Origin of the sequence: Neorhizobium alkalisoli (assembly GCF_007829835.1) — a bacterium.
Taxonomy (GTDB): domain Bacteria; phylum Pseudomonadota; class Alphaproteobacteria; order Rhizobiales; family Rhizobiaceae; genus Neorhizobium.
Map to the genome: position 1 here is coordinate 47,759 of NZ_VIWP01000013.1, position 26,253 is coordinate 74,011.

A 26,253-nucleotide genomic window follows, 5' to 3' on the forward strand; every position below is an offset into this window, starting at 1 on the left:
ATAAAGAACTGCGCCGGAGGATCCATGGCCATCTCAGCATCCGAAGACAGGCCTCAAAGGGTCAGCCGGCGCGGTATCGCCGGCTGGATGTTTTTCGACTGGGCGGCGCAGCCCTTCTTCACCGTCGTCACCACCTTCATCTTCGGCCCATATTTCGTCTCGCGCCTGACCGATGATCCCGTGGCTGCCCAGGCGGCGTGGAGCAATATGGCGACGATCTCCTCGCTGATCATCGCCATATTCTCCCCCATACTCGGATCGATCGCCGACCAGTCGGGAGCGCGCAAACCCTGGATCGGTGGTTTCGCCGTCATCAAGATCGCAAGCCTCATGATGCTCTGGTGGGCCGCTCCCGGCTCGCCGATCTTCTGGCCGATCCTGTTCATGATCCTCGCCTCGATCGCCGCGGAATTTTCGATCGTCTTCAACGATTCCATGATGCCGCGCCTCGTCGGTGACCGGGATGTGGGCAATATTTCCAACATCGCCTGGGGGCTGGGTTATCTCGGCGGGATGGTCGTGCTGATCTCGGTCGTCGTCCTGCTTGCCGCCGATCCACAAAGCGGCAAGACCCTGATCGGTATTCCACCGCTCTTTGGTCTCGACCCGCATCTGGGCGAGGACGCCCGCATCACCGGCCCGATTTCGGCCGTCTGGTACCTTCTCTTCATCCTGCCGATGTTCTTCTTCACGCCTGATGCACCGAAAGGAAAGCCGTTCGGCCAGGCAGTCAAACTTGGCCTGAGCGAACTTGCCGGCACAATCAGGGAACTGAAATACCGCAAGGGGATCACCAGGTTCCTGATCGCCCGCATGCTCTATCAGGATGGGGTCAATGCGCTGGTGATCCTCGGCGGCACGTTCGCAGCCGGCATGTTCGGTTGGGTGACGATCGAAATCGGCATCTACGGCATCATCCTGAACGTCGTGGCGATCTTCGGCTGCTGGGCGGCAGGTGCGATCGACAGGATGTTCGGCTCGAAGATCGTGGTCATGACGAGCCTTATCCTGCTTCTGGTCGCCACGCTTGGTGTCGTTTCCACCGGCCCTGGCATGGTCTTCTTCGGCCTTGTGCAGCTGTCGACAGAAGATAGCGGCGGGATGTTCGGCACCGCGGCCGAAAAGGCCTATATTCTGTTCGGCCTGCTGATCGGCATTGCCTTCGGCCCGGTTCAGGCCTCGTCGCGATCCTATCTCGCCCGCAGCATCAGCCTGGAGGAATCGGGGCGCTATTTCGGGATCTACGCCCTATCGGGGCGGGCGACGAGTTTTCTCGCCACCCTCGCCTTTTCACTCGCGACCTATGCCAGCGGTTCGGCCCGGATCGGCATGGCCACGGTCGCAATTTTCCTGGCCGCAGGATTGTTGCTGCTGATCAAAACACCCTATCCGGCGGATCACGGCCAAAGCCACTAACCGCCGGACAGATACTTGTCGTTTAGTGCCTGAAATGCCGCATGCCGGTGAAGATCATCGCGACATTGTGCTCGTCGGCGGCGGCGATGACTTCCGCATCACGCATCGAACCGCCCGGCTGGACCACGGCCGTTGCGCCGGCAGCGATCGCCGACAGCAGGCCATCCGCAAACGGGAAGAAGGCTTCCGAAGCAACGGCCGAACCCTTGGTGAGCGGCTGAGCCCAGCCCATGGCCTTGGCGGCATCCTCGGCCTTGATGGCAGCGATGCGAGCGGAATCAACGCGGCTCATCTGACCGGCACCGATACCCGCGGTCTGGCCGTCCTTGGCGTAGACGATGGCATTCGACTTGACGTGCTTGGCAACCGTATAGGCGAATTTCAGATCGGCCAGTTCGGTCGCGGTCGGCGCACGCTTGGTCACGACCTTGAGTTCGATATCGTCGATCACGCCATTATCGCGGCTCTGGACCAGCAGACCACCGGCAACCGTCTTTGCGGTGATGCCACGCGACCGCGGGTCGGGCAGACCGCCGGTGACGAGAAGACGCAGGTTCTTCTTCGCGGCGATCACAGCCTTGGCTTCCTCGGTCACTTCAGGCGCGATGATGACTTCGGTGAACAGCTTTACGATCTCTTCGGCGGTTTCGGCATCGAGCAGCTGGTTGAGCGCGATGATGCCGCCAAAGGCCGAGGTGCTGTCGCAGGCGAGCGCCCGCAGATAGGCATCCTTCAGCGTCGGGCCGGTTGCCACGCCGCAAGGGTTGGCATGCTTGATGATCGCGCAGGCCGGACCCTTTTCAGCTGAAAACTCGCCGATCAGTTCGAAAGCACCGTCCGTGTCGTTGATGTTGTTGTAGGAGAGCTGCTTGCCCTGCAGCAGGGTTGCAGTGGCAACGCCGGGGCGGTTTTCGCCGGTGACGTAGAAACCGGCCGTCTGATGCGGGTTTTCGCCGTAGCGCATCTCTTCCCTCAGGATGCCGCCGATGGTGCGGTATTGCGGCGTTGCGATATTAAGCGCTTCGGCAAACCAGTTGGAGATTGCCGTGTCATAGGCGGCGGTACGGGCATAGGCCTTGGCGGCCAGCTTCTGGCGGAAGGCATATTCCGTTTCGCCATTGTTGGTGTCGAGCGCCGCGACCAGTTCGGCATAATCCGAAGGATCGGTGACAATCGCGACATAAGCGTGGTTCTTGGCCGAGGCGCGGATCATCGCCGGGCCACCGATATCGATGTTTTCGACCGTCGTCGGGTAATCACCGCCGGCGGCGCGGACTTCCTCGAACGGATAGAGGTTGATGACGGCAAGATCGATGCCCTCGATGCCGTGTTCCTTCATCGCCGTCTGGTGTTCGGCATCGTCGCGGATGGCGAGAAGACCGCCGTGTACCGTCGGGTGCAGCGTCTTGACGCGGCCATCCATGATCTCAGGAAAGCCTGTGACGTCGGACACATCGGTCACGGCAAGGCCCGCAGCTGCGATCGCCTTGTGGGTGCCGCCGGTCGAGAGCAGTTTTACGCCCTTGTTGCTCAGCGCTTTGGCAAGCTCGATAATGCCGGTCTTGTCGGAGACGGAAAGAAGTGCTGTGCGGATGCGCACACGATCGGGAGCGGGGATTTTTTTGGAAGCGACAGCCATCGGTATCTCCTGGCAGGGCGCCTCAGAGCCGGGCGCTGGATTGGAAGGCCGCCCGTTAGCACAGCTTCCGCCTCGAGGAAACGCCTATTCGCCCCGTCGCAGCATCCAGCGGACTTCCGTCGTCCCCGGCAGGCTGAATTCGATCGCCAGCTGCTGGCTCGGCCGGGCGCCGGACACATCGGCGAAGAAGATGTCCTCGTCGATCAGTAGTTCCAGGCCGGGCGCGGTAAACAGCCAGCGCTCGCCGTCATTGGCGCTCATCATGACACTCTCGGCATCGCGTCTGGAAAGCTTGATCGACGGATGAACGTGAAAACGCACGATGGCAGTCAGTGTTTCGTCACCGGCTTCATGGCCTTCCGGGACAAACAGCTTGTCATGCCCCTTGATCTTGTTGCCGGCGGCATTGAGGCCGATTTCGCGTTCGTGCTTGTAACCGTAATCCCTGAGATAACCGTCATGCGAAGCGCGCAGCCAGTCGTTCCCATGCGGATCCTCCCAGCGTTCGACAGCCACTTCCGATACGCCAGGAAGCAGAATGGAACCGACCAGTTTCGGCTTCAGGATCCGCGAGGATGAGGTTTCATCAAGAATGAGCGTCGAATGCGCAGCGGTGGAACGGGCGATATTGCGATGCCCACGACCGGCAAAGGTCGGCGCACCGCAATTGACGATAAAGCGATGCCGTCCCGAGGACATTTCGAAAGCAAGGCTGCCGGCATGAGCGCTGCGAGCCACGTCAGGCGAGGAATAGCCGGTATCGGCGATCAACGTCGTCGCATCGGCCGAAAGCCGGTGGTAATTCATGTGGGGCAGGGTCTTGGACGGTTTGCCGCCGCTCTCGTCATATCGCAGCACCGACATCAGCAGGCTGGCCGGCGTGGCCGTGGCGCCGTTGAACAGCGCCAGATCGCCATCCTGATGCCGGAAGAAACGCAATGCCGGATAGATCCGGTCGATCGTCGGGATCAGCTTCTGCGGTAGGTCATGGCCAAGATTGATATAGGTCTGCCTCAGCGGCAGAAGATCCATCAGGATATCGAGCATGACCCGCGGATTGCGGGAAACATGGCCGCCATCTGCAAGGATCTGGCTCTCGAGCTCGCGGTCAAGCCTTGCCCCTTCGCGGCGGATATAACCGGTGCGCGTCGGCATCGAGACGGACGCCATGGCAAGCGCAATGCGGATTTTTAGCCGAGTCTCGTCCTTCGGCAGGCAGCCGGCGATCTTGCGCAGGTACCGGACCTGATAGGCAAGGCTCTTCATGAACCGGCGATAAAAACCGGCCTCGGCACCCTGCAGCACGACGGTGGAATGCGAGAGCCACGCGATCACCCGCTCTGCGACTACATGCGATTCCCAGGCAAGGCCCTTCGGCCGGCGGCCATGGACGGCCATCCAATCGGAAACGATTTCCCGCGCATTGGCGCAGGCCTCTTCCGTTTTGTTGGCACGGATATGCCGCAGCCAGGCAAAGGCGTGGAGACGTTCGGCAAATGCCTTGGAAGGCAGTTCGACGGAGAAAGGAGACTGGCCATAAGTCTCGAGAATGCGCCCCGCCAGGGGAAAGCGCCCCTCAAAAATTTCCTCGGCGATGAAGGGATCAAGCGAACGAAGATCGGTCGGCGCCACGATCAGGCGATCCGGCACCGGCAGCGGGCTGAAAAGCAGACGCAAGCCGGCGGAGCGCCGGCAGAAGCGTCGCCAGACCTCCCGCCAGCCGAAGGCAAAAACCCTTCGGCGATCCGCGAGCCGCATCGTCACGCCAGAATCCCCCCGCAGGAACAGATGTCCGCCCCGCGGCCGGACCAAAATTAGATAATACGAAATTATGTCGCGTTATGGTGAAGAAAGCCTTACCCGAAACGCAGCACGCTTGCGAAGAACCCGTCCATTCCACCCACAAATTTGTCGTCGCCCGGCAGCATGGCCGGCGTGGTGCGGAATTCGCCAAGTTCGGTAATAGCGCTTTCGAGCCCCGGCCAGTCCTTGGGATCGACAGGCACACGGCTGACATTTTTGGTATCGCCGATGATCTTTGCGACGAGTTTTTCGCCTTCGATCGGATCGAGCGAGCAGTTTGAAAAGACCACGATGCCACCTGGCTTCACCAGCGTCAGCGCATGGCGCAGCATTCTTTCCTGCAGCACGGCGAGCTTGCCGATATCCTCCGGCCCCTTGGTCCAGAGGACGTCGGGATGCCGGCGGGTTGTACCGGTGGAAGAGCAGGGGGCATCAAGCAGGATGCCGTCGAGCGGCTCGTCGGGTTGGAAATCAAAAAGATCGCCACCGACCAGTTCGGCCTCCAGACCGAGACGACCGAGATTTTCCTTCAGCCGCGCAAGACGGTTGGAAGACTGCTCGACGGCAGTAACTTTTGCCCCGGCTGCAATCAGCTGCGCCGTCTTGCCGCCGGGCGCCGCGCAGAGATCGGCAATCCGCTTGCCGGAAATATCGCCGAACAGTTTTGCCGGAATGGCCGCGGCCGCATCCTGGATCCACCATTCACCCTGATCGAAACCTTCAAGCCCGGTGACGGAACCCTCGAAGGCAGCGAGCCGAATGCTACCCGTTGGCAGAACTTTGCCGCCGAGGCGCTCCGCCCATGCCTTCGGATCCGATTTCACGGTCATGTCGATCGCCGCCGGTACGAGCTGCGCTTCAGCGATACGCTCCGCTTCTTCCGCGCCATAAGCGGCGGCGAGGCGTTTGCGGAACCAGTCCGGCACCGGCGAAACCGAAGCGGTCGCGGCCAGAATCTCGTCTTTCTCGCGCACCATACGGCGCAGCACGGCATTGACCAGTTTCGCAAACCGCCTGTTGCGCGGGTCACGATTGGCCTGCTCGACCGCAAGATCGACGGCCGCATGCGACGGCACATCGAGATGCAGGATCTGCGCCGCTGCGACGATCAGCACATGCTGGAGCGCGCGAGCCCCTTCCGGCAAAGGCGTATCGATCAGCGACGCGATCGCGGCTTCGAGCCGCGGCAGATGCCGCAAAGCGGTCGTCAGAATGGCACGGGCAAGCCCACGATCGGCATCGTTGAGCGCCTTATAGGCCGGATTGCCATGGGTCAGATCCAGCATGCCATCGAGAGAAATCTTCTTGTCGATGACCGCGGCGAGCAGCTTGGCAGCCGTTGCCCGGACTTCCAGCCCAGGCTTGGCCGGCGCTCTTTCGGCGCCGGCAGGAGCCTGCCTGCGACGGTGCTCGGAGGGTTTTCCGTTTTTCTTTTCGTTGTTCTTTTTGTCGTTCAAGACCAGGGACCCTTGCGCGGTTCGTTCGAGCCGCGACCCCAGCCTGTATTCGGAACGGAGCGCGCGCTGCGCTGCGGTCTAGCAGCACTGCCCGCCGCAGTCGAGGCATGGCCGCGAAACTCACCTGCCATCTGCTGTAGGGCGGCAATCCGGTTTTCCGTATTCGGATGGGTGGAAAAGAGGTTGTCCATCCGTTCGCCCGAGAGCGGGTTGATGATGAACATATGCGCGGTGGCCGGATTGCGTTCCGCATCATAGTTCGGGACCTGATGGGCGGTACCGGCAATCTTTGCCAGCGCCGAGGCAAGCGCCATCGGGTTTCCGCAGATCTCGGCACCGCGGCGGTCGGCCGAATATTCGCGCGTGCGGCTGATCGCCATCTGCACCAGCATGGCGGCAAGCGGTGCTACGATCATGGCCACGATGACACCGATAAAGCCGAGCGGATTGTTGTTGTTCTCGCGGTTGCCGCCGAAGAAGAAGGCAAAATTGCCGAGCATGGAAATCGCACCGGCAAGCGTTGCGGTGATCGTCATGGTCAGCGTATCGCGGTTCTGGACGTGGGCCAGCTCATGCGCCATGACACCGGCGACCTCCTCATGCGTCAATATCTGCAGGAGGCCGGTCGAGGCAGCGACGGCGGCATTTTCCGGATTGCGGCCGGTCGCAAAAGCGTTCGGCTGCGGGTTGTCATAAACATAGACCTTAGGCATGGGCAGGCCAGCATTGGCGGCCAGCTGCCGGATCATCAAATAAAATTCCGGGGCGCTGCGCTCATCGACTTCCTGGGCACGATAGGCGGACAGCACCATCTTGTCCGAATTCCAGTAGGAAAACAGGTTCATGCCCGCCGCGATAAGCAGCGCGATCATCATCCCGCTCTTGCCGCCGATCAGGAAACCGACACCCATGAAAAGCGCCGTCATGAAGGCCAGAAGCATGGCGGTGCGCATGATATTCATCGTCATCTCTCCGTTGCCAATTCGCAAAGCAGCTTTTGCAGGGTTTTCCCTTGGCTGCGAGTGGCTTAAGATGTGGTCAATGCAACTGCAGTTTTCAATGAAATAACCGGTGAACCGACAATGCAGACGGCCGACAACGACAATTCCGAAGCGCTGAACGAAGCTGGCGCGGCAAAAAAGCCGCTTTCACCGGCAGCACAGCGCGCCCTGCAGGAAGCCGAGGAACGGCGGCAAGCAGCGGAAAAACCGGACCTGCCGGAAGAATACGGCGGCCGCGGCGGCGCCGATCCGGCCCGTTTCGGCGACTGGGAAATCAACGGCCGCGCGATCGATTTCTAAGATAAAATTCCTATTGACTTTGATGGATGATCGGAATTTATTCCTTTCATGCCAAAGCTCCTTGCCATATCTCTTGTCCTTTTTGCAGCTTCAGGCTGCGGGGCTTTAGCGCGGGAGGAGATTGCCGGGCCGGTGACAGCCGAGATAAAGCGCGTGATCGACGGCGATACCTTGCTTGTCGAGGCACGGCCTTGGCCGCAGCAGCGCGTCGAGGTCTATGTCCGCATTCGTGGTATCGATGCCGCTGAACTGCATTCAAAATGCAGCGATCTTCGCAATATTGCGCTCGATGCGCGTCAGGCGCTTGAAATCATGACGGCCGAGTCCCCGATGATCCAGCTGACCCATATTTCCGGCGACAAATATTTCGGCAGGATCGTTGCAGATATCCTGTTGCCGGACGGAAGCAGCGTCGGAAACAATCTTCTCGCTTCGGGCATGGCACGCCCTTATGACGGCGGCCGCAAGCCGGCAGAGATCTGCAGCCGGTAGCCGGCTTATTTGCCGCGGCTTTTCAGAATGGCCTCGACCGTATCCATGTTCGGTTCGAAATATGTCTCGTAATAAGAGCGGCCGCGCTTCTGGGCCTCCTGCACCTGGTCCGAATTCATCATGGACGCCAGCTGCATCGCGTTTGCCATGGCGGAATCGTCCATGATCGTTGCGTGCGTGGAGGGATAGATCCACGCAAAGCCCTCTACGGGGTCGGCCTTCACGCCTTTGCCTTCGACATAAAGCAGGCCAAGCTCGTTGCCGGCACGAAAGTCGCCGTGTTTGGCGGCGAATTCGTACCATCTGGCCGCATCGGCATAATTTTGCGTCACGCCATCGCCCTTGCGATAGGCCTGAGCCAGATTGTAGGCGGCCAGCACGCTGCCGCCATCTGCTCCCTTGCGATAGTAGTTGACCGCCTTGGCCATGTCGCGCGGACCAGCCTTGCCCTCGGCATGAAGAACGCCAAGGTTGAAGAAAGCCTGCGCATCACCGGCGGCAGCTGCTTTTTCGAGCTCGCTGACCGCTGTCGGATAATCGCCCTTGCGGTAGGCGACGATACCTTTTGCCGTATCCGAAAGAGCCTGGCCGGCGAAAAGCGAAATGAATGCCGAAACAAGACCCATGCGCCACAACCCTTTCATCAATCACCTTCCCGATTGCTGTCATGGGTTGTTATAGGGCGGCGGATACCGCCGCCCAGATTTCCTGATCGAGAATTTGCCGGCAATCGGCAGGACAGATGCCGGTCAGGCGTCCGTCTTGTTCTGCCGGTTGGCGATCAGGTCATCGACCACGGCCGGATCGGCCAGCGTCGACGTATCCCCGAGTGCGCCAAAATCATCTTCGGCGATCTTGCGCAGGATACGGCGCATAATCTTGCCGGAGCGGGTCTTCGGCAGGCCCGGCGCGAACTGGATCTTGTCCGGTGCGGCGATCGGGCCGATTTCCTGGCGGACATGCTTGACCAGCTGCTGGCGAAGCTCATCCGTACCTTCATTGCCGGCCATCAGGGTGACGTAGCAATAAATGCCCTGGCCCTTGATGTTGTGCGGGTAACCGACGACTGCGGCTTCCGAGACGAGATTGTGCGAGACGAGCGCCGATTCCACTTCCGCCGTGCCAAGCCGGTGGCCGGAAACATTCAGGACGTCATCGACGCGGCCGGTGATCCAGTAATAACCATCCTCGTCGCGGCGGCAGCCATCACCCGTGAAATATTTGCCCTTGTAGGTCGAGAAATACGTCTGGATGAACCGCTCATGGTCGCCATAGACGCTGCGCATCTGGCCCGGCCAGGAATCGATGATGCAGAGATTGCCGTCGGCTGCACCTTCCAGCACCTTGCCTTCGTTATCGACCAGCTGCGGCTGAACACCGAAGAAGGGCTTTGTCGCCGAGCCGGGTTTCAGATCGGTTGCACCGGGCAGGGGGGTGATCATGTGGCCACCGGTTTCCGTCTGCCACCAGGTATCGACGATCGGCGAACGCTTGTCGCCGACGACGTTGTAATACCATTCCCAGGCTTCCGGATTGATCGGCTCGCCGACCGTGCCGAGCAGGCGCAGGCTTTCACGCGATGAGCGGGTGACGAACTCGTCGCCGGCACCCATCAGCGAGCGGATCGCCGTCGGCGCCGTGTAGAAGATATTGACCTTGTGCTTGTCGACGATTTCCCAGAACCGGCCCTGATCCGGGAAGTTCGGCACGCCTTCGAACATCAGCGTCGTGGCGCAGTTCGCCAGCGGCCCGTAGACGAGATAGGAATGGCCGGTGACCCAGCCGACATCAGCCGTGCACCAGTAGATGTCGCCATCGTGATAATCGAACGTGTATTCATGAGTCATCGCCGCATAAACGAGATAACCACCCGTCGTGTGCAGCACGCCCTTCGGCTTGCCGGTGGAGCCCGACGTGTAGAGGATGAAAAGCGGATCTTCCGCCTTCATCTTGGCCGGCTCGCAATGGCCTTTCACGGTGGCGATTTCCTGGTGATACCAGAGGTCGCGGCCCGGTGCCCAATTGGTCTTGCCGCCGGTGCGGCGCACGACAAGCACCTTGTTGACCGTGACATATTGCTTGGCCGCGATGCGGATCGCCGTATCGGTATTTTCCTTGAGTGGCACAGGCTTTCCGCCGCGCACGCCTTCGTCACAGGTGATCACGAAGGTGGACTGGCAGTCGATGATGCGGCCGGCCAGCGCTTCCGGCGAAAAGCCGCCAAACACGACCGAATGCACGGCGCCGATACGGGCGCAGGCAAGCATCGCATAGGCCGCCTCCGGGATCATCGGCATGTAGATCGTTACCCGGTCACCCTTCTTGACGCCGTGCTTCTTCAGCACGTTCGCCATGCGGCAGACCTGATCGTAGAGCTGGTTATAGGTGATCTTCTTGTCGATATAGGGGTTGTCGCCCTCCCAGATGATCGCAGTGCGCTCACCATGGGTCTTCAAGTGACGGTCGATGCAATTGTAAGAGACATTGGTCAGACCGTCCTCGAACCACTTGATCGAGACCTTGCCCTTGAAGGACGTGTTCTTGACCTTGGTATAGGGCTTGAACCAGTCGATCCGCTTGCCGTGCTTGCCCCAGAACTTGTCCGGGTTCTCGATGCTCTCCTCGTACCATTTCTCGTATTTCGCCTGGTCGATGAGCGCTTTAGCCTTGACGGCTTTCGGAACCGGATAAAGTTTTTCAGACATGCATTCCTCCCTGACTGTCGGCACGGAAAGGATCGCTCCTCCCGACCATTATGCGCATTCATAACAGGTGGGGCGGGGTCGGCAATTAGACAAAGGACAAGTTGTCTAAAGATTTGCAATTCTGACCCATTTCGATTATACGGCGGTAAATTCCCGGAAATTGTGGTTGATACCCACGGCCCGCGACACCGGCGCGGACGGACAGAGGAACTATATCCATGGCCCAACAATTGCTCATGCCAAAGGCGACGGCTGTATGGCTCGTCGACAATACCGCGCTCTCGTTCGACCAGATCGCGCAGTTCTGCAAGCTGCACCCGCTTGAGGTGAAAGCGATTGCCGACGGCGAAGCAGCGCAGGGCATCAAGGGCCTCGATCCGATTGCCACCGGCCAGCTTTCGCGCGACGAAATCGAGCGCGGTGAAAAGGATATCAACTACAAACTGAAGCTTCTGGAGCCGAAGGTTCGCGTTCCGGAGTCCAAGCGCCGCGGCCCGCGTTACACGCCGGTCTCCAAGCGCCAGGATCGCCCGAACGCCATTCTCTGGCTGGTTCGCAATCATCCGGAACTCAAGGACGCCCAGGTTTCCCGCCTCGTCGGTACGACGAAGTCGACGATCGAGCAGATCCGCGAGCGCACCCACTGGAACGCCGCCAACCTGACGCCGATGGATCCGGTCACGCTCGGCCTCTGCAGCCAGATCGATCTCGACCTTGAAGTCGAAAAGGCTTCGAAGGGCCGTCCGCTGCCGACCGCTGCCGAACTCGGCGCTTCGCTGCAGCCGGCTTCCGAAACGGAAAACCTCGGTTTCGGCGGCTTCCGCTCCGAGCGCGAGGAAGAGAAGGAAATCGATGCGGACGCCGTTTTCGCAAAGCTTTCCTCCCTCAAGTCGACCCGCCGCGACGAGGACGACGACGACAATTTCTGAGGTATGTCTCCCGGAAACGGGTGACATCGTATAGTCATTCAAGGCGAGGCGTATCGATCCATAGGGATTGCGCCTCGCCTTTTTTATTAAGCCGATAATCATCTGGGAGAGAGAATCATGGCTTCGACACCGAGACGACCAGTCAACCCGATGGATGCAGCCGAGGCGCTGTTCAAGCCAGCCGCCAAGAAGCCGGCGCCGGCTGTGGAACGGCCGATCGTCCCGCAGAGCCGTGAAACGGTCTCTATCCGCTTGGATGGCGACGTCCTTGCCTATTTCCAGGAAGACGGCCCGGGCTGGCAGGACCGGATCAACGATGCGCTGCGCGCCGCCATGGTTGCCAAGGACTGATCCTTCAGCACCTCAGGGCAGGGCGGATTGCGCATAACCGCTTTTCCGCAAGAGCGTTTCGATCACCTCGAGCGTTGATGGATCTTCGATTGTTGCCGGCATTTTCCAGGGCAGGTCGTCGGCGATCTTCTGCATCGTGCCACGCAAAATCTTGCCGGACCGCGTCTTCGGCAGTTTTGGCACGATGATGACAGTCTTGAACGCGGCAACGGGGCCGATCTCGCTCCGGACCAGAGCCGAGACCTCCTTGCCGATCATTTCTGTTTCCCGTGAAACATTGTTTTTCAGGACGAGGAAGCCGCAAGGGATCTGACCCTTCACGGCATCCTTGACGCCGATCACCGCACATTCTGCAACATCCGGATGCCGCGCACAGACTTCTTCCATACTGCCCGTGGAAAGCCGATGCCCGGCACAATTGATGATATCGTCGGTCCGCGCCATCACGAAGATATAACCGTCCTCGTCGATGATTCCGGCATCGGCCGTCTTGTAATAGCCGGGAAACTCGACAAGGCAGGCCTCGCGAAAGCGTTCATCTGCCTGCCAGAAGGTCACAAGGCAACCGGGTGGAAGAGGCAGCTTGATAACGAGATTGCCGAGTGTTCCGGCCGGCACGGCATGGCCGGCATCGTCCAGCACCTCCACGGCATAACCCGGCATTGGTCGTGTCGGCGAGCCGTAACGGAAGGGCATCAGGCCCAGGCCAAGCGTATTGGCTGCGATCGGCCAGCCGGTCTCCGTCTGCCACCAGTGATCGATCGCCGGAACCTTCAGCTTCTGCTCCGCCCATTTTAATGTTTCCGTATCCGCCCGTTCACCGGCAAGAAACAGGACACGCAGCCCGAGCAGATCATAATTCTCGACCAGCGCGCCATCTGGATCATCGCGGCGAATGGCGCGGAATGCGGTCGGAGCCGTGAAAAGCACCTTGACGTCATGCTGGCTGACGACCCGCCAGAACGTACCGGCATCGGGCGTTCCAACCGGCTTGCCTTCGAAGATCACACTCGTATTGCCGGCCAACAGCGGCGCATAGACGATATAGGAATGACCGACCACCCAGCCGATATCCGATGCCGTCCAGAAAACTTCGCCCGGCTTGACGCCAAATATGTTTTCCATGCTCCAATGGAGCGCTACCATATGCCCGCCATTGTCACGGACGATGCCTTTCGGCTGACCGGTCGTACCGGATGTGTAGAGAATATAGAGTGGGTCCGTGGCCTTGACCGGCACGCATTCGATCTCTTCGCCCCGCTTCGCGTCCACCGTTTCGGCTAAATCCAGTTCACCACGCTCCGGGCGAAGCTCTGCCTGCAGCTGTTCTCTCTGCAGGATGAGGCAATGTTGCGGTTTTGCGCGTGCAAGCTCAATGGCCTGGTCGAGCAGTGGCTTGTAGGCGACGGTACGCCCGGGTTCGAGGCCGCAGCTGGCAGAGATAATCAGTTTCGCTTCCGAATCATTCATCCGCGCAGCAAGTTCCTGCGCTGAAAAGCCACCAAACACGACCGAATGCACGGCGCCTATGCGCGCGCAGGCGAGCATGGAAAAAATCGCCTCGGGCACCATCGGCATATAGATGAGAACCCGATCGCCGCTCGCTACACCGAGATCTAGCATCACCGCCGCGATGGCTTTCACTTCCGCCAGCGTCTCAGCATAGGTGAAAGTCCGGACCATGCCGGTCATTGCGCTATCGTGAATGAAGGCAGGCCTGTTGCCGAGACCGGCGGCCACATGCCGATCCAGGCAATTGTAGCAGGTATTGGTCTCGCCGCCGACAAACCAGCGTCCATAGACCCCCTGACTGGCGTCGAATACGCTATCAGGCTGCCGAAACCAGTCGATGGCTTCGGCGGCCTTGGCCCAGAATGCCTGCGGGTCTTTCTGCCACGCCGCGTAGACGTCGAAATAGCGGCTCTGCATCTGCACCTCCCGTTACATTGCACTGCCTGGACAGGCAATCTAGGCAGCGGGGAGGGGATCGGGAAGCCCGACGAAAGTTTTGGGCCTCAGCGCGCGCCGAAAATCGCCGAGCCGACGCGCACGCTCGTCGCGCCGAACTCGACGGCCGTCTCGAAATCGCCGGACATGCCCATGGACAGCTTTTCGACGCCGCATTCCTTGGCAAGCTTCGCCAGAAGCGCGAAATGCGGACCAGGATTTTCCTCAGCCGGCGGAATGCACATCAGCCCCTCGATCGAAAGGCCGAGCTCTTCACGGCAAAGCCTGACGAAAGCAACAGTCTTCTTCGGTGCAATACCGGCCTTCTGTTCTTCAAGTCCGGTATTCACCTGAACATAAAGCTTCGGCGCCTTGCCCTGCTTCTTCATTTCATCCGAAAGTGCTCGGGCAATCTTTTCCCGGTCCACCGTTTCGATGACATCGAACAAAGCGATCGCATCGGCAGCCTTGTTGGACTGGAGAGGGCCAATCAGGTGCAACTCTATGCCGGGCGCTTCCGCCTTGAGTTCGGGCCATTTGCCCTGGCTTTCCTGCACGCGGTTCTCGCCAAAGACGCGCTGCCCGGCGGCGATCACGGGACGGATATCGTCTGCTTCGAAGGTTTTCGAGACGGCAACCAGCGTCACCGCGCCTGCAGACCGCCCGCCGAGACGTTCCGCCTTCGCAATTTTCGCCTTCACATCCGCGAGCCGCTCTTCGACAGTCATGACCAAACCTTTCCGTTTCTTGCGATTGAAGCGATTACCCCCCATATCAGGCCTTGCCAAGGGCGGTTCTCCCGAAACTTTGCCGCCAGCTGAAAGCCCCTAAAAACTTGACGCTTGGCGGCTTTCATGGTGAAGGTCACCCCCAACTCCTGATCTTTATTTTCCCGGAATATCATCGAAATGGCGACTGAACGTTACAATCCGCGCGATGCCGAACCCCGTTGGCAGCAGAAGTGGAACGAGGCAAAGGTTTTTGAAACCGACAATGCCGACCAGCGCGAGAAATATTACGTCCTGGAGATGTTCCCCTATCCGTCGGGCCGCATCCATATGGGCCATGTGCGCAACTATGCCATGGGCGACGTTGTTGCCCGCTACAAGCGCGCCCGCGGCTTCAACGTCCTTCACCCGATGGGCTGGGACGCCTTCGGCATGCCGGCGGAAAACGCCGCACGCGACAACAAGGTTCATCCCAAGACCTGGACCTACCAGAACATCGAATCGATGAAGAAGCAGCTGAAGGCCATGGGCCTGTCGCTGGACTGGTCGCGCGAATTCGCCACCTGCGATGTCGAATATTATCAGCAGCAGCAGCACCTTTTCCTCGACATGATGGAAAAGGGCCTGGTCTATCGCAAGCAGTCCAAGGTCAACTGGGATCCGGTCGACCAGACGGTTCTGGCCAACGAGCAGGTCATCGACGGCCGCGGCTGGCGTTCCGGCGCCCTGGTCGAGCAGCGCGAACTGGTCCAGTGGTTCTTCAAGATCACCGACTTCAGCCAGGATCTGCTGGACGAACTCGATCACCTCGACCAGTGGCCTGAAAAGGTCCGCCTGATGCAGAAGAACTGGATCGGCCGTTCCGAAGGCATGGCGATCCGCTGGGAAATCGTATCTTCGACGGCGCCTGCCGGCGAAAGCGAAGTCACGGTTTACACGACCCGTCCGGACACGCTGTTCGGCGCCTCCTTCCTGGCCATCGCCGCCGACCACCCGCTAGCCAAGGCTGCAGCGGAAAAGAATCCGGCTATCGAAGCCTTTGCCGAAGAATGCCGCCGGCAGGGAACTTCGCTGGCTGCGCTGGAAACGGCCGAGAAGAAGGGCATCGATACCGGCATCCGCGTCAAGCATCCACTCGATCCTTCCTGGGAACTGCCGGTCTATGTCGCAAACTTCGTGCTGATGGAGTACGGCACGGGTGCCATTTTCGGCTGCCCGGCCGGCGACCAGCGCGACCTGGATTTCGCACGCAAGTATGGCCTGCCGGTTGTGCCGGTCGTCATGCCGAAGGATGGCGATGCTGCCACTTTCGCAGTCGGCGATACCGCTTACGTCGACGACGGCGTGATGATCAATTCGCGCTTCCTCGATGGCAAGACCACCGACGAAGCCTTCCAGATCGTTGCCGAAAAGCTGTCCGAACAGGTCCTTGGCAACCAGGCCCAGGGCGAGCGCAAGGTGAACTTCCGCCTGCGCGACTGGGGTATTTCGCGCCAGCGTTACTGGGGTTGCCCGATCCCGGTCATCCATTGCGACGATTGCGGTGTCGTTCCGGTTCCGAAACAGGATCTGCCGGTCCAGCTGCCAGACGATGTAACCTTCGACCAGCCAGGCAACCCGCTGGATCGTCATCCGACCTGGCGCCATGTGTCCTGCCCGCATTGCGGCAAGGATGCCCGTCGCGAAACGGATACGATGGATACGTTCGTCGATTCTAGCTGGTATTTTACTCGCTTCACCGCACCTTGGGAAAAGCAGCCGACCGATCCGGCCGTCGCCAACCGCTGGCTGCCTGTCGACCAGTATATCGGCGGTATCGAGCATGCGATCCTGCACCTGCTCTATTCCCGCTTCTTCACCCGCGCCATGCGCGAAACAGGCCATGTCGACGTCAAGGAACCCTTCAAGGGCCTCTTCACGCAGGGCATGGTCGTCCATGAAACCTACCGTCTCGGCTCCTCGGGCCAGAATGGCGAATGGGTGTCGCCGGCCGACATCAGCATCGAAGAGATCGACGGCAAGCGCCGCGCGACGCTCCTGAAGAGCGGCGAAGAAGTCACGATCGGCTCGATCGAAAAGATGTCGAAGTCGAAGAAGAACGTCGTCGATCCGGACGATATCATCGCTTCCTATGGCGCTGATACGGCACGCTTCTTCGTTCTGTCCGACTCCCCGCCGGACCGTGACGTCATCTGGTCTGAGGCAGGCGTCGAAGGCGCGCATCGTTTCACCCAGCGCTTGTGGAGACTGATTTCTGAGGCGGCAGAGAACCTCTCTACCGTTGAACCGGCACCTGCAAAGGATGGAGATGCTCTTGCGATCTCACAGCTGGCCCACAGGACGCTGAAGGCAGTTCAGGGTGATCTGGACAAGCTTTCCTTCAACAAGGCCGTGGCACGCATCTATGAGCTGGTAAACGCGCTTGCAGCGCCGCTCGCGGATGTTGCAGCCGGCAAGGGCGATGCTGCCTATTGGGCAGCGGTTCGGAACGCTGCCGAGATCCTCATCCAGATCGTCGCGCCGATGACGCCACATCTGGCCGAAGAATGCTGGACCGTGCTGGGTAACAACCAGATGGTCTCGGAATCCGGCTGGCCTGTCTATGACGAGGCACTGGTTGTCGAGAACGAAATCACTTTGCCGATCCAAATCAATGGCAAGAAGCGCGGTGAATTGACAATCGCGCGCGACGCGGATCAAACTGCTGTCGAGGCTGCGGTCCTGGCACTGGACGTGGTCAAGGCGGCTCTTGATGGACGCCCGGTGAAGAAGCTTATCGTTGTGCCGCAGAGGATTGTGAACATTGTCGTCTGATCTCCTTCTTCGCCGTTTCGCGACTGCTGTTGGCATCACCGCTCTCACCTTGCTGGCCTCATGCCAGGTTCGTCCTCTTTATTCGGAGGCTTCCGGTATTGGCCAGCGGTTGAACAATGTTGGCTTCGCCGACCCGAAGAACCGGGTCGAACAGGTCGTGCGCAACAACCTGGTATTCCTGACCTCCGGAGGCGCCGGTGAAACGGCGCACCCGGAATATGAGGTCAAGCTTTCCGCCAAAAGCACGGCATCCAGTATTCTCGACCTGACGAATGACCAGAATGATGACACCGTTTCGGTGCGAAACGTTCCGGTGGCAGGTCGCGTCCAGATTGACGTCACCTATAGCCTGACCCGTGTTAAGGACGGTCAAGTGCTGAAGTCGGCTACCCGTCAGGTTGTCTCGCTGATCGACGTGCCCGGCCAGAGCTTTGCAAAGCTGCGCGCCATTCGTGATGCCGAAAACCGTGCTGCTCGCGAAGCCGCCGAATTTGTCAGGGGCGATGTGGCCATCGCACTTTCCAAAGAGCCGCAATCGCAGACAGCATGGCAGAAATAAAATCCCACGAATTCGAACGTTTTCTCGAAAAGACCTCCGGCCTTTACAAGACCTATGTCATCTATGGGCCGGACCGAGGGCTCGTATCGGAGAGGGCTTCAGCGATCGCACAGAAGTCCGGAGTGGCACAGGATGATCCTTTCGCACTGCTTAAACTCGATATCTCGGATCTTCAGGGAGACCCGGGCCGTCTTGTCGATGAGGTCAATTCGATCGGCCTGTTTGGTGGCGCCAAGCTTATCTGGCTTCGCAATGCGATGAATGAAAAGCCGTTGCTCGACGCGCTACAAGTCATCGCAGAGGATGCGCCGGCCGCCAATATTCTCATCGTTGAAGCTGGTGATCTGAAAAAAGGAAGCGGGCTGCGTAAGATTGCAGAGCCGGCTAAGTCGGTGGCGATCATTCCGTGTTACGCGGACGATGGGCGTGCCCTTAACGCGCTGATCGATGCCGAATTGCTTGGCGAAGGTCTCCAGATCGATCCCGCGGCCCGCCAGCGCCTGCTTGAATTGCTGGGCGGTGACCGTCTCGCGTCCAGAAACGAAGTCCGCAAACTCGCCCTTTATTGCCGTGGGCAATCTGTTGTCACGGAAGAGAATGTCGATGAGATCATCGGCGATGCCAGCGGCGTTTCGGCCGATGAAGCAGTCGACGCGATCCTCAGCGGTGATTTGCCGGGCCTGCAGCGGGCGGTTCAGAAAATTCTGATATCCAAGACACCGGTTTTTCTTGTTTTGCAGTCGTGCCTACGACAGTTTCAGCTGCTCGATCTCATGAAAGCCGAGATGGATGACAAGCGGCAGCAGGCCGGTCAGGTTATGATGACGCTCGGCCGGCATATTCACTTCAAGCGAAAGCCGATCGTCGAAAAGGCATTGAGAACGTGGTCCGCACCAGCACTTGCCCGCGAGACGGAACGGCTCCAGGCCGCCGTATTGCTCTCTCGCCAGAGACAGAGCGTGGAACCGAGCATCGCATTCCAGACGTTGATGGCGACGGCCATTCAGTCCGGACGCTGAACGACATATCGATCATTACGGCGCAAAACCCGAAAGGGCAGGGCGATTACGCCCGCCTTTCCAGCAAACGGCAGATCTCTTCGAGCTGCTCAAGACTGCGGTAGTTGATGCGAACCTGGCCGCTGCCGCCCTTGTGATTGATCTTCACTTCAAGCCCGAGTGAATCGGACAAAGTCCGCTCCAGAGCGAGAGTATCAGAATCCTTCTCGACGATCTTTTGCGGCGCGTTCTGGTCGCTCTGGGCTTTGATATCGTTCTGGGCAAGGCGCTCAGCGTCCCGCACGGACATGCCCTTTGCCACAATTGTCTTGGCGAGGCTTGTCGGATCGGACGTTGTTACCAGGGCTCGGGCGTGGCCGGCCGACAACGTCCCGGCAGAAAGCATGTCGCGAACGGGATCAGGCAGTTTCAGCAGTCGCAGGCTGTTTGCAACATGGCTCCGGCTCTTGCCGATGATCTCACCCAGGTCGTTCTGGGTATAACCATGTTCCGCGATCAGCTGATCATAACCCAAAGCTTCTTCCAGAGGGTTGAGGTCCGAACGCTGGACGTTTTCGACGATCGCAATTTCGAGAGCCGTACGGTCATCGACATCGCGAACGATAACCGGAATCTCGGTAAGGCCAGCCAGCTGGGCAGCACGCCAGCGACGCTCACCGGCAATGATTTCGAAACCGGTTCCCCGCGGGCGCACGACGACCGGCTGAACGATACCGTGTTGGCGAATGGAGCTCGACAGGTCCTGCAGCTCGCTATCGTCAAAATGGCGGCGCGGGTTCTTGGGGTTGCGCGTGACGTGTTCGATCGGCGCCATCCGGTCAGGGCTGATATTCTTCTGCCCGGCAGCTGGAACCGGCTGATCCATTTCGCCAATAAGGGCCGCAAGACCACGGCCCAGCCGCCGCTTGGAGGGATCGTCGCTCATCCGTGTCACCTGTCGTATAAAACCAAATTCAAAGCGCGTCAGGCGGCCTTGCGGCGGCGCTCGCGCTGGATAACCTCGGAAGCCAGCTGCAGATAAGCCTGGCTGCCTGCGCATTTCAGATCATAAAGGATAGCCGGCTTACCATAAGACGGAGCCTCGGAAACCCTGACATTGCGCGGGATCAAGGTGTGATAAACCTTATCGCCAAGATAGGTGCGGACATCACTCACAACCTGCTGAGCAAGATTGTTACGGGCGTCAAACATCGTCAAGACGATACCCTGGATATCCAGAGACGGGTTAACTGTCTGGCGAACCTGATCCACAGTTTCAAGCAACTGACTCAAGCCTTCCAGAGCGAAAAATTCGCACTGCAAAGGTACAAGCACAGAGTGGGCCGCAGCCATAGCATTCATTGTCAGAAGATTGAACGAAGGCGGGCAATCGACAAGGATATAGGAGAAGGAGAGGGCATCATCGCTCGCAAGTGCGCGACGCAACCTAAATGCCCGATCGGAGGCCTGCGAAATCTCCATCTCGAAGCCGAGAAGATCCATCGTCGATGGGATAATGAAGAGATTAGGCACCGCCGTCTCAACAACAGCCTGACCGATATCGGCCTCGCCGACCAGAACGTCGTAGGAAGACAGCTTGCGATCCTTACGATCAATTCCAAGGCCCGTGCTTGCGTTGCCTTGAGGATCCAGGTCAACGATCAGCACACGCTCTCCGATCGCAGCAAGTGCGGTCGCCAGATTAATTGCCGTTGTAGTCTTTCCGACGCCGCCTTTTTGATTGGCGATCGTGATAATTCGGTTCTTTTCGAACATGCCGCACCCGAATTTAAAGAGCTTTGTGCCGAAGATTGCTGATTTCAAGAATGACTGAGTCCTTCTCGACAGCGCTAGCATGTTCTATCAGATCGAAGTCCCAGCGACCATGGGCTTCGGTGAGCTCGCGACGATAATCCCGGCCTTTATGAAAAAATGCCGTTGTTTTTTTCTCGATCATCCAGGGGGACGAATAGGAGAGCAGCGTATCAAGGTCGGCGAGGGCTCGTGCCGAGATGCGATCGCATTCGGAGGTGACGCAAGTTGCCGATTCCGCGCGAACGCTATGTACAGACCCTCTTGCTCCCGTCTCGCTCAACGCAACGCGGAGAAAAGCCGATTTTTTCTGATTGCTCTCGATGAGATGGATCCAGCCATCCTGAAGTTCTGCAAGAAAGATTGCTGTGATAACGCCGGGAAATCCGCCTCCGGATCCCAAATCGACCCAGGTCGCTGCTCCCGGCGCCACCTGAAAAATCTGAGCGCTGTCTGCAATATGGCGCTGCCAAAGTTCATCAAGCGTGGAGGGCGCAACGAGATTTATGCGTTTAGCCCATTTGCTGAAGAGCACTGCAAAATGCTCCAGCCTTTCCTGCGTTTCACGTGAAACACTTCTACCGTTCAGGAGCATTATGAGACTCGTTTCGCGCGACCAGTGGTCGCAGCATTTTTCTTGACGATCGCCAGTAGGAGCGCAAGGGCAGCAGGCGTCATGCCATCAACCTTGGCTGCCTGGGCAATATTTCCTGGTCTTCCGCGAGTTAGCTTCAAGCGCAGTTCGTTCGATAGGCCGGACACGTCGCTATAGTCAAAATCCGAAGGAATTGTTCGAGCTTCGTCACGCAATGTAGCATTGATATCTGCAGCCTGCCGATCGACGTAAACGGCATAGGTCGCTTCGATCTCCAAGGCTTCTGCCACCTTCGAACCAAGTTCCTCGAGTTCAGGCCAAATTCGATTGAGGGATGTCATGGACTGTTCTGGATATGACAAAAGCTCATATGCACTGCGACGCTGACCATCCTGATTCAAGGTGACACCATAAGCCGCGGCCTGCTTTGGTGTAATGGTCAACGACTTGAGCAATTCGCGGCCGGCTGATAACTCAGCCAGATATGCGCGAAAGCGCTCAGCGCGCTGCGGGCCAATACAGCCGATACTCTCGGCAAGATTAGTCAGTCGCAAGTCGGCATTGTCTGCTCGCAAGGAGAGCCGGTATTCTGCCCTGGATGTGAACATCCGGTAAGGCTCGGTAATTCCCTTCGATGTCAGATCGTCTATCATCACACCGATATAGGATTCGGCTCGGCTCAGCGGCTTCGCTTCGCCACCGCCTGCAGAGATCGCGGCAGCCAGTCCGGCGATAAGCCCTTGAGCGGCGGCTTCTTCATATCCCGTCGTTCCGTTGATCTGCCCGGCCAGAAACAGGCCCGGCTGCAGCTTAACTTCCAGGTTAGCCGTCAGCTCTCGAGGATCAACATGATCATATTCAATGGCATAGCCCGGCTGAATGATCCGAACGCGCTCAAGGCCAGGAATAGTGCGAATGAAAGCTTCCTGAACCGATTGCGGCAAAGACGTCGATATCCCATTTGGATAAACCGTATCGTCGTCCAGCCCTTCTGGCTCCAAAAAGATCTGATGTCCGTCGCGCTCGCCAAAGCGAACGATCTTGTCTTCGATTGAAGGACAGTACCGCGGACCCACGCCTTCGATTTGACCGGAATACATCGCCGACAAATGGATATTGTCGGAAATGATCTTGTGGGTCGCTTCCGTGGTTCGGGTCACGCCACAGCTGATCTGAGGGTTTGAAATGGTATCTGTCATAAACGAGAAAGGAACCGGTGTTTCGTCCGCTTCCTGGCTGCCGAGGCTAGACCGGTCAATCGTCTTTCCATCAAGGCGCGCCGGCGTCCCGGTCTTGAGGCGACCCAGTTTAAAGCCAAGTCTGCCAAGTGTCTGCGACAAACCCAATGAAGGGGCTTCGCCCATACGGCCGGCCGGCGTCTTTTGATCACCGATGTGGATGAGACCCCTCATGAAAGTCCCGCTCGTCAAAACGACCGTTGCGCATCCGAATCGACGTTCATCTTTTAGGATGACGCCAGCAACATGATTATCTCGGATGTCGATATCAAAGACATCGCCTTCGATAACCGTCAGATTATCATGGGAAAAGATCTCGCTCTGCATCGCCATACGATAGAGCTTACGGTCGGCCTGCGTACGAGGACCGCGGACTGCGGGACCCTTCTTCCGGTTGAGAAGGCGGAATTGAATTCCAGCAGCATCAGCAACTCGGCCCATCAGGCCATCCATCGCGTCGATCTCGCGAACAAGATGTCCCTTTCCCAGCCCGCCGATCGCCGGATTGCAGGACATGACACCAATTGTCTCTCGACTATGGGTCACCAGCGCTGTCCTGGCGCCCATGCGCGCAGCCGCACTGGCAGCCTCGCATCCAGCATGCCCGCCACCGATCACGATAACGTCGAAATTGCTATCAACCATCACGCCCATCAAACCGAATGTTTCACGTGAATCATTTGCCGATGCAGAATTGGGAAAAGATGACGTCCAGCAATTGCTCGACATCGACGCGCCCAGTGATCCGCCCAAGCGCGGATGCCGCAGATCGCAGGCTTTCTGCACGGAGATCCAATGGACCGCCTCTTAGCGCTTCCGCGATGAAATTGGAAGTCTCCTTGATGAGATCCAGCTGTCTCCGGCGATTCGGAACAGCCACACCCGACCAGGAACTGCTCACTCGCTGAGCGATCAGACGGCGCAGCTCTTCCAAACCCTCGCGCGTCTTCGTCGAAATGCAAAGATCAAATTGCTCGCTGTTGCCATTCAAATCAGACTTCGTGCCGACCCGTACTACCGGTGTCTGGGTAGGCCATTCGATTCGTTTCGGCAGAGAATCGATATCCTGCAGCTCAAGAATCAAATCTGCCTGTTCCGCAGCGATCGCTGCTCGGCGAATTCCTTCGCGTTCCACCACATCCGTGCTGTCATGCAGGCCGGCAGTGTCGAAGAAGCGCACAAGATATCCGTCAATATCCAGATCCACGCTCAAGACGTCCCGCGTCGTGCCTGCAATATCGGTAACGATGGCTACATCCCTGCTGGCAAGGCAGTTGAGCAGGCTGGATTTTCCTGCGTTCGGCGGCCCGCCGATAACAATCTTGAAACCATCGCGAATGATCTCGCCACCATCCGCGGCGCGAGCATGCTCATCGATTTCGCGCTGCAGCGCCGCCATATCGGCCCAGACAAGATCCGATACCGATCCAGGAACATCCTCCTCATCGGCGAAATCAAGCTCCGCCTCGATCAGGGCCCGCGCCGTGGTCAGCCGTTCGGCCCAGGATGTGTAAAGAGTTGATTGTCCGCCAAAGCTTTGTTCAACGGCAAGCCGCCTCTGCATCTCGGTCTCGGCAGCAATCAGGTCAGCAAGCCCTTCCGCCTCAACGAGATCCATTCTGCCATTCTCAAAAGCCCGTCTTGAGAACTCGCCAGCCTCAGCCAGCCTCAGCCCTGGCATAGTACCGAGCGCCGCATAAACCGCCGCAACAACGGCTCGGCTTCCATGGACGTGAAGCTCGGCGCAATCCTCGCCAGTAAACGAATTGGGTGCAGGAAAGGTCAGGAGAAGCGCCTGGTCGATAATCAGACCATTACGATCCCGAATCGATCTCAGAGAGGCTACACGAGGCGTGGGCAATGCCCCGGCAAGAGACGATATCGCCTCAAATGCCTTCACACCGCTTATCCGAATGACGGCGACCCCTGCAGGCGGTAAACCGCTGGAAAGGGCAAAGATCGTTTCGTCCATATCCAATCTCTAAAACCGGATCTCCGGGCAACCATGGACAAAAGCCAAGTCGCCCAAAGAATCCGGCTAATAATTAGGTGTTCATGGAATCGAAGAAGTCGCTGTTGCTCTTCGTCTGCTTGAGCTTGTCCATGAGGAACTCGATCGCATCGGTCGTGCCCATCGGCGCAAGGATACGGCGCAGGACAAAGATCTTCTGGAGATCCTGGCGAGGCACGAGGAGGTCTTCCTTACGCGTGCCGGACTTGAGAATATCCATCGCCGGGAAGATGCGCTTATCCGCCACCTTGCGGTCGAGAACGATTTCCGAGTTACCGGTACCCTTGAATTCTTCGAAGATGACTTCGTCCATACGGCTGCCGGTATCGATCAGAGCCGTCGCAATGATCGTCAGAGAGCCGCCTTCTTCAATGTTACGGGCTGCACCGAAGAAACGCTTCGGCCGCTGCAGGGCGTTGGCATCCACACCACCGGTGAGAACCTTACCCGAGGACGGCACAACGGTGTTGTAGGCACGACCAAGCCTGGTGATCGAATCCAGCAGAATGACAACGTCGCGACCGTGCTCGACGAGACGCTTTGCCTTCTCGATGACCATTTCTGCCACCTGGACGTGACGGACCGCCGGTTCGTCAAAGGTCGATGAAACAACCTCACCACGCACGGAGCGCTGCATGTCAGTCACTTCTTCAGGCCGCTCATCGATCAGGAGAACGATCAGATAGCATTCCGGATGATTGGCCGTGATCGAATGGGCGATGTTCTGCAGGAGAACGGTCTTACCGGTTCTCGGCGGTGCAACGATCAGGCCGCGCTGGCCCTTGCCGAGCGGTGCTACGAGATCAATGACACGTGCCGACAGGTCCTTCGAAGTCGGAACTTCGAGTTCCATCTTGAAGCGCTCGTTCGGATAGAGCGGCGTCAGGTTGTCGAAGTGAACTTTGTGACGGATCTTTTCCGGATCGTCGAAATTGATCGTGTTGACCTTAAGAAGGGCAAAGTAGCGCTCGCCTTCCTTGGGACCACGGATCGGACCTTCGACAGTATCACCGGTCTTCAGCGAGAAGCGGCGGATCTGCGAAGGCGAAATGTAGATATCATCCGGGCCCGGCAAATAGTTCGCATTCGCCGAGCGCAGGAACCCGAAGCCGTCCTGCAGAACTTCGACCACGCCTTCGCCGATAATCTCGACGTCCTGGCTCGCCAGCATCTTCAAGATCGCGAACATCAGCTCCTGCTTACGCATCGTGCTGGCGTTCTCGACCTCCAGAGATTCGGCGAAGGTCAGCAAATCGGTGGGAGATTTGCCTTTAAGTTCTTGAAGCTTCATTTCAGCCATGAAGGGACCACGTTGAGAGAATTTCAGGGGAAGGAGGCGTGTCGCTGGAATGTCGAACCGCGGAAGATGATCCGGGGGCGACGGAAACTAAACACATGCCACGAGATGAGATGGCGGCGAAAATAGCGATTCACGACCCCGCCTGCAAGAGCTAGCTT

22 protein-coding genes are annotated in these 26,253 nt (G+C 58.6%); 8 read left to right on the top strand and 14 right to left on the bottom strand.

Translation table 11 applies throughout. The annotated features are described in order from the left end of the window. The first annotated feature begins 24 nt into the window (after nt 1–24). Nucleotides 25–1,416 carry an MFS transporter gene (locus FHW37_RS29115; protein ID WP_145642874.1) on the top strand — a complete coding sequence of 464 codons (1,392 nt, stop codon included), beginning with the start codon at nt 25–27 and terminating at the stop codon, nt 1,414–1,416. Nucleotides 1,417–1,438: 22 nt separating this feature from the next. Here the strand turns inward: FHW37_RS29115 and purH are convergent, their stop codons facing one another. The 4 genes from purH to htpX all read right to left on the bottom strand — a co-directional run bounded on the left by purH (nt 1,439) and on the right by htpX (nt 7,277). Beyond that, nucleotides 1,439–3,055 (bottom strand): bifunctional phosphoribosylaminoimidazolecarboxamide formyltransferase/IMP cyclohydrolase, encoded by a 1,617-nt coding sequence (gene purH / locus FHW37_RS29120; protein ID WP_145642876.1) that lies wholly within the window; start codon nt 3,053–3,055, stop codon nt 1,439–1,441. A gap of 84 nt (nt 3,056–3,139) precedes the next feature. Then, nucleotides 3,140–4,813: a heparinase II/III family protein gene (locus FHW37_RS29125; RefSeq protein WP_145643020.1), complete on the bottom strand. Its 1,674-nt coding sequence runs from the start codon at nt 4,811–4,813 to the stop codon at nt 3,140–3,142. A gap of 98 nt (nt 4,814–4,911) precedes the next feature. Beyond that, nucleotides 4,912–6,321: an RsmB/NOP family class I SAM-dependent RNA methyltransferase gene (locus FHW37_RS29130; protein ID WP_432442912.1), complete on the bottom strand. Its 1,410-nt coding sequence runs from the start codon at nt 6,319–6,321 to the stop codon at nt 4,912–4,914. Next, nucleotides 6,312–7,277 carry a zinc metalloprotease HtpX gene (gene htpX / locus FHW37_RS29135; RefSeq protein ID WP_145643022.1) on the bottom strand — a complete coding sequence of 322 codons (966 nt, stop codon included), beginning with the start codon at nt 7,275–7,277 and terminating at the stop codon, nt 6,312–6,314. The genes FHW37_RS29130 and htpX overlap by 10 nt, the downstream gene beginning before the upstream one ends. A gap of 120 nt (nt 7,278–7,397) precedes the next feature. On the opposite strand from htpX, the gene FHW37_RS29140 reads away from it, so the two are divergent. Together FHW37_RS29140 and FHW37_RS29145 are read left to right on the top strand one after the other, a co-directional pair. Beyond that, nucleotides 7,398–7,616 (top strand): DUF1674 domain-containing protein, encoded by a 219-nt coding sequence (locus FHW37_RS29140; protein WP_145642880.1) that lies wholly within the window; start codon nt 7,398–7,400, stop codon nt 7,614–7,616. 132 nt (nt 7,617–7,748) lie between these two features. Continuing rightward, the gene (locus FHW37_RS29145; protein ID WP_246690983.1) at nt 7,749–8,108 is read left to right on the top strand and encodes a thermonuclease family protein; all 360 of its coding nucleotides are present in this window, start codon (nt 7,749–7,751) and stop codon (nt 8,106–8,108) included. A gap of 5 nt (nt 8,109–8,113) precedes the next feature. On the opposite strand, the gene FHW37_RS29150 is transcribed toward FHW37_RS29145, so the two are convergent. Continuing rightward, nucleotides 8,114–8,752, bottom strand: a complete 639-nt coding sequence (locus FHW37_RS29150) for a tetratricopeptide repeat protein (RefSeq protein ID WP_145642884.1) — start codon at nt 8,750–8,752, stop codon at nt 8,114–8,116. A gap of 105 nt (nt 8,753–8,857) precedes the next feature. Further along, entirely contained in the window at nt 8,858–10,813 is a 1,956-nt protein-coding gene (acs, locus tag FHW37_RS29155; protein ID WP_145642886.1) for an acetate--CoA ligase, read from the bottom strand. 218 nt (nt 10,814–11,031) lie between these two features. Here acs and FHW37_RS29160 point away from each other — a divergent pair, with 218 nt between their 5' ends. Both FHW37_RS29160 and FHW37_RS29165 read left to right on the top strand, forming a co-directional pair. Continuing rightward, nucleotides 11,032–11,742, top strand: a complete 711-nt coding sequence (locus FHW37_RS29160; protein WP_145642888.1) for a DUF1013 domain-containing protein — start codon at nt 11,032–11,034, stop codon at nt 11,740–11,742. A gap of 117 nt (nt 11,743–11,859) precedes the next feature. Next, a complete protein-coding gene (locus FHW37_RS29165; RefSeq protein ID WP_145642890.1) occupies nt 11,860–12,093 on the top strand; it encodes a BrnA antitoxin family protein in 234 nt (77 codons plus the stop codon). Nucleotides 12,094–12,105: 12 nt separating this feature from the next. Here the strand turns inward: FHW37_RS29165 and FHW37_RS29170 are convergent, their stop codons facing one another. Together FHW37_RS29170 and FHW37_RS29175 are read right to left on the bottom strand one after the other, a co-directional pair. Then, a complete protein-coding gene (locus tag FHW37_RS29170; RefSeq protein WP_145642892.1) occupies nt 12,106–14,022 on the bottom strand; it encodes a propionyl-CoA synthetase in 1,917 nt (638 codons plus the stop codon). Nucleotides 14,023–14,108: 86 nt separating this feature from the next. Next, complete coding sequence (locus tag FHW37_RS29175) at nt 14,109–14,768, bottom strand: YggS family pyridoxal phosphate-dependent enzyme (protein ID WP_145642894.1); 660 nt, start codon at nt 14,766–14,768, stop codon at nt 14,109–14,111. A 180-nt stretch (nt 14,769–14,948) separates the two neighbouring features. Here FHW37_RS29175 and leuS point away from each other — a divergent pair, with 180 nt between their 5' ends. From leuS to holA, 3 genes are read left to right on the top strand one after another with little or no spacing between them, the layout of a single operon-like run. Continuing rightward, nucleotides 14,949–17,582 (top strand): leucine--tRNA ligase, encoded by a 2,634-nt coding sequence (gene leuS / locus FHW37_RS29180; RefSeq protein ID WP_145642896.1) that lies wholly within the window; start codon nt 14,949–14,951, stop codon nt 17,580–17,582. Then, on the top strand, nt 17,572–18,141 hold the full coding sequence (locus tag FHW37_RS29185; protein ID WP_145642898.1) for an LPS assembly lipoprotein LptE: 570 nt from the start codon (nt 17,572–17,574) through the stop codon (nt 18,139–18,141). Before leuS ends, FHW37_RS29185 begins: the two co-directional genes overlap by 11 nt. Next, the gene (gene holA, locus FHW37_RS29190; protein ID WP_145642900.1) at nt 18,129–19,160 is read left to right on the top strand and encodes a DNA polymerase III subunit delta; all 1,032 of its coding nucleotides are present in this window, start codon (nt 18,129–18,131) and stop codon (nt 19,158–19,160) included. Before FHW37_RS29185 ends, holA begins: the two co-directional genes overlap by 13 nt. 46 nt (nt 19,161–19,206) lie before the next feature. On the opposite strand, the gene FHW37_RS29195 is transcribed toward holA, so the two are convergent. The 6 genes from FHW37_RS29195 to rho form a co-directional block, all read right to left on the bottom strand. Beyond that, on the bottom strand, nt 19,207–20,085 hold the full coding sequence (locus FHW37_RS29195; protein WP_145642902.1) for a ParB/RepB/Spo0J family partition protein: 879 nt from the start codon (nt 20,083–20,085) through the stop codon (nt 19,207–19,209). A gap of 38 nt (nt 20,086–20,123) precedes the next feature. After that, nucleotides 20,124–20,915: a ParA family protein gene (locus tag FHW37_RS29200; RefSeq protein ID WP_145643024.1), complete on the bottom strand. Its 792-nt coding sequence runs from the start codon at nt 20,913–20,915 to the stop codon at nt 20,124–20,126. A 13-nt stretch (nt 20,916–20,928) separates the two neighbouring features. Further along, nucleotides 20,929–21,546 (bottom strand): 16S rRNA (guanine(527)-N(7))-methyltransferase RsmG, encoded by a 618-nt coding sequence (rsmG, locus tag FHW37_RS29205; RefSeq protein ID WP_145642903.1) that lies wholly within the window; start codon nt 21,544–21,546, stop codon nt 20,929–20,931. Beyond that, the gene (gene mnmG, locus FHW37_RS29210) at nt 21,546–23,429 is read right to left on the bottom strand and encodes a tRNA uridine-5-carboxymethylaminomethyl(34) synthesis enzyme MnmG (RefSeq protein ID WP_145642905.1); all 1,884 of its coding nucleotides are present in this window, start codon (nt 23,427–23,429) and stop codon (nt 21,546–21,548) included. The genes rsmG and mnmG overlap by 1 nt, the downstream gene beginning before the upstream one ends. Before the next feature lie 31 nt (nt 23,430–23,460). After that, the gene (mnmE, locus tag FHW37_RS29215; protein ID WP_145642907.1) at nt 23,461–24,756 is read right to left on the bottom strand and encodes a tRNA uridine-5-carboxymethylaminomethyl(34) synthesis GTPase MnmE; all 1,296 of its coding nucleotides are present in this window, start codon (nt 24,754–24,756) and stop codon (nt 23,461–23,463) included. A 73-nt stretch (nt 24,757–24,829) separates the two neighbouring features. Further along, the gene (rho, locus tag FHW37_RS29220; protein WP_145642909.1) at nt 24,830–26,095 is read right to left on the bottom strand and encodes a transcription termination factor Rho; all 1,266 of its coding nucleotides are present in this window, start codon (nt 26,093–26,095) and stop codon (nt 24,830–24,832) included. Nucleotides 26,096–26,253 lie beyond the last annotated feature (158 nt).

Coding starts and splice junctions, on each gene's coding strand:
- rho (WP_145642909.1), bottom strand. CDS start 26,095: ATGGCTGAAATGAAGCTTCAAGAACTTAAAGGCAAATCTCCCACCGAT.
- purH (WP_145642876.1), bottom strand. CDS start 3,055: ATGGCTGTCGCTTCCAAAAAAATCCCCGCTCCCGATCGTGTGCGCATC.
- FHW37_RS29140 (WP_145642880.1), top strand. CDS start 7,398: ATGCAGACGGCCGACAACGACAATTCCGAAGCGCTGAACGAAGCTGGC.
- FHW37_RS29125 (WP_145643020.1), bottom strand. CDS start 4,813: ATGCGGCTCGCGGATCGCCGAAGGGTTTTTGCCTTCGGCTGGCGGGAG.
- FHW37_RS29115 (WP_145642874.1), top strand. CDS start 25: ATGGCCATCTCAGCATCCGAAGACAGGCCTCAAAGGGTCAGCCGGCGC.
- FHW37_RS29200 (WP_145643024.1), bottom strand. CDS start 20,915: ATGTTCGAAAAGAACCGAATTATCACGATCGCCAATCAAAAAGGCGGC.
- FHW37_RS29160 (WP_145642888.1), top strand. CDS start 11,032: ATGGCCCAACAATTGCTCATGCCAAAGGCGACGGCTGTATGGCTCGTC.
- acs (WP_145642886.1), bottom strand. CDS start 10,813: ATGTCTGAAAAACTTTATCCGGTTCCGAAAGCCGTCAAGGCTAAAGCG.
- mnmG (WP_145642905.1), bottom strand. CDS start 23,429: ATGGTTGATAGCAATTTCGACGTTATCGTGATCGGTGGCGGGCATGCT.
- rsmG (WP_145642903.1), bottom strand. CDS start 21,546: ATGCTCCTGAACGGTAGAAGTGTTTCACGTGAAACGCAGGAAAGGCTG.
- holA (WP_145642900.1), top strand. CDS start 18,129: ATGGCAGAAATAAAATCCCACGAATTCGAACGTTTTCTCGAAAAGACC.
- FHW37_RS29170 (WP_145642892.1), bottom strand. CDS start 14,022: ATGCAGAGCCGCTATTTCGACGTCTACGCGGCGTGGCAGAAAGACCCG.
- FHW37_RS29165 (WP_145642890.1), top strand. CDS start 11,860: ATGGCTTCGACACCGAGACGACCAGTCAACCCGATGGATGCAGCCGAG.
- htpX (WP_145643022.1), bottom strand. CDS start 7,277: ATGAATATCATGCGCACCGCCATGCTTCTGGCCTTCATGACGGCGCTT.
- FHW37_RS29150 (WP_145642884.1), bottom strand. CDS start 8,752: ATGAAAGGGTTGTGGCGCATGGGTCTTGTTTCGGCATTCATTTCGCTT.
- FHW37_RS29195 (WP_145642902.1), bottom strand. CDS start 20,085: ATGAGCGACGATCCCTCCAAGCGGCGGCTGGGCCGTGGTCTTGCGGCC.
- FHW37_RS29175 (WP_145642894.1), bottom strand. CDS start 14,768: ATGACTGTCGAAGAGCGGCTCGCGGATGTGAAGGCGAAAATTGCGAAG.
- mnmE (WP_145642907.1), bottom strand. CDS start 24,756: ATGGACGAAACGATCTTTGCCCTTTCCAGCGGTTTACCGCCTGCAGGG.
- leuS (WP_145642896.1), top strand. CDS start 14,949: ATGGCGACTGAACGTTACAATCCGCGCGATGCCGAACCCCGTTGGCAG.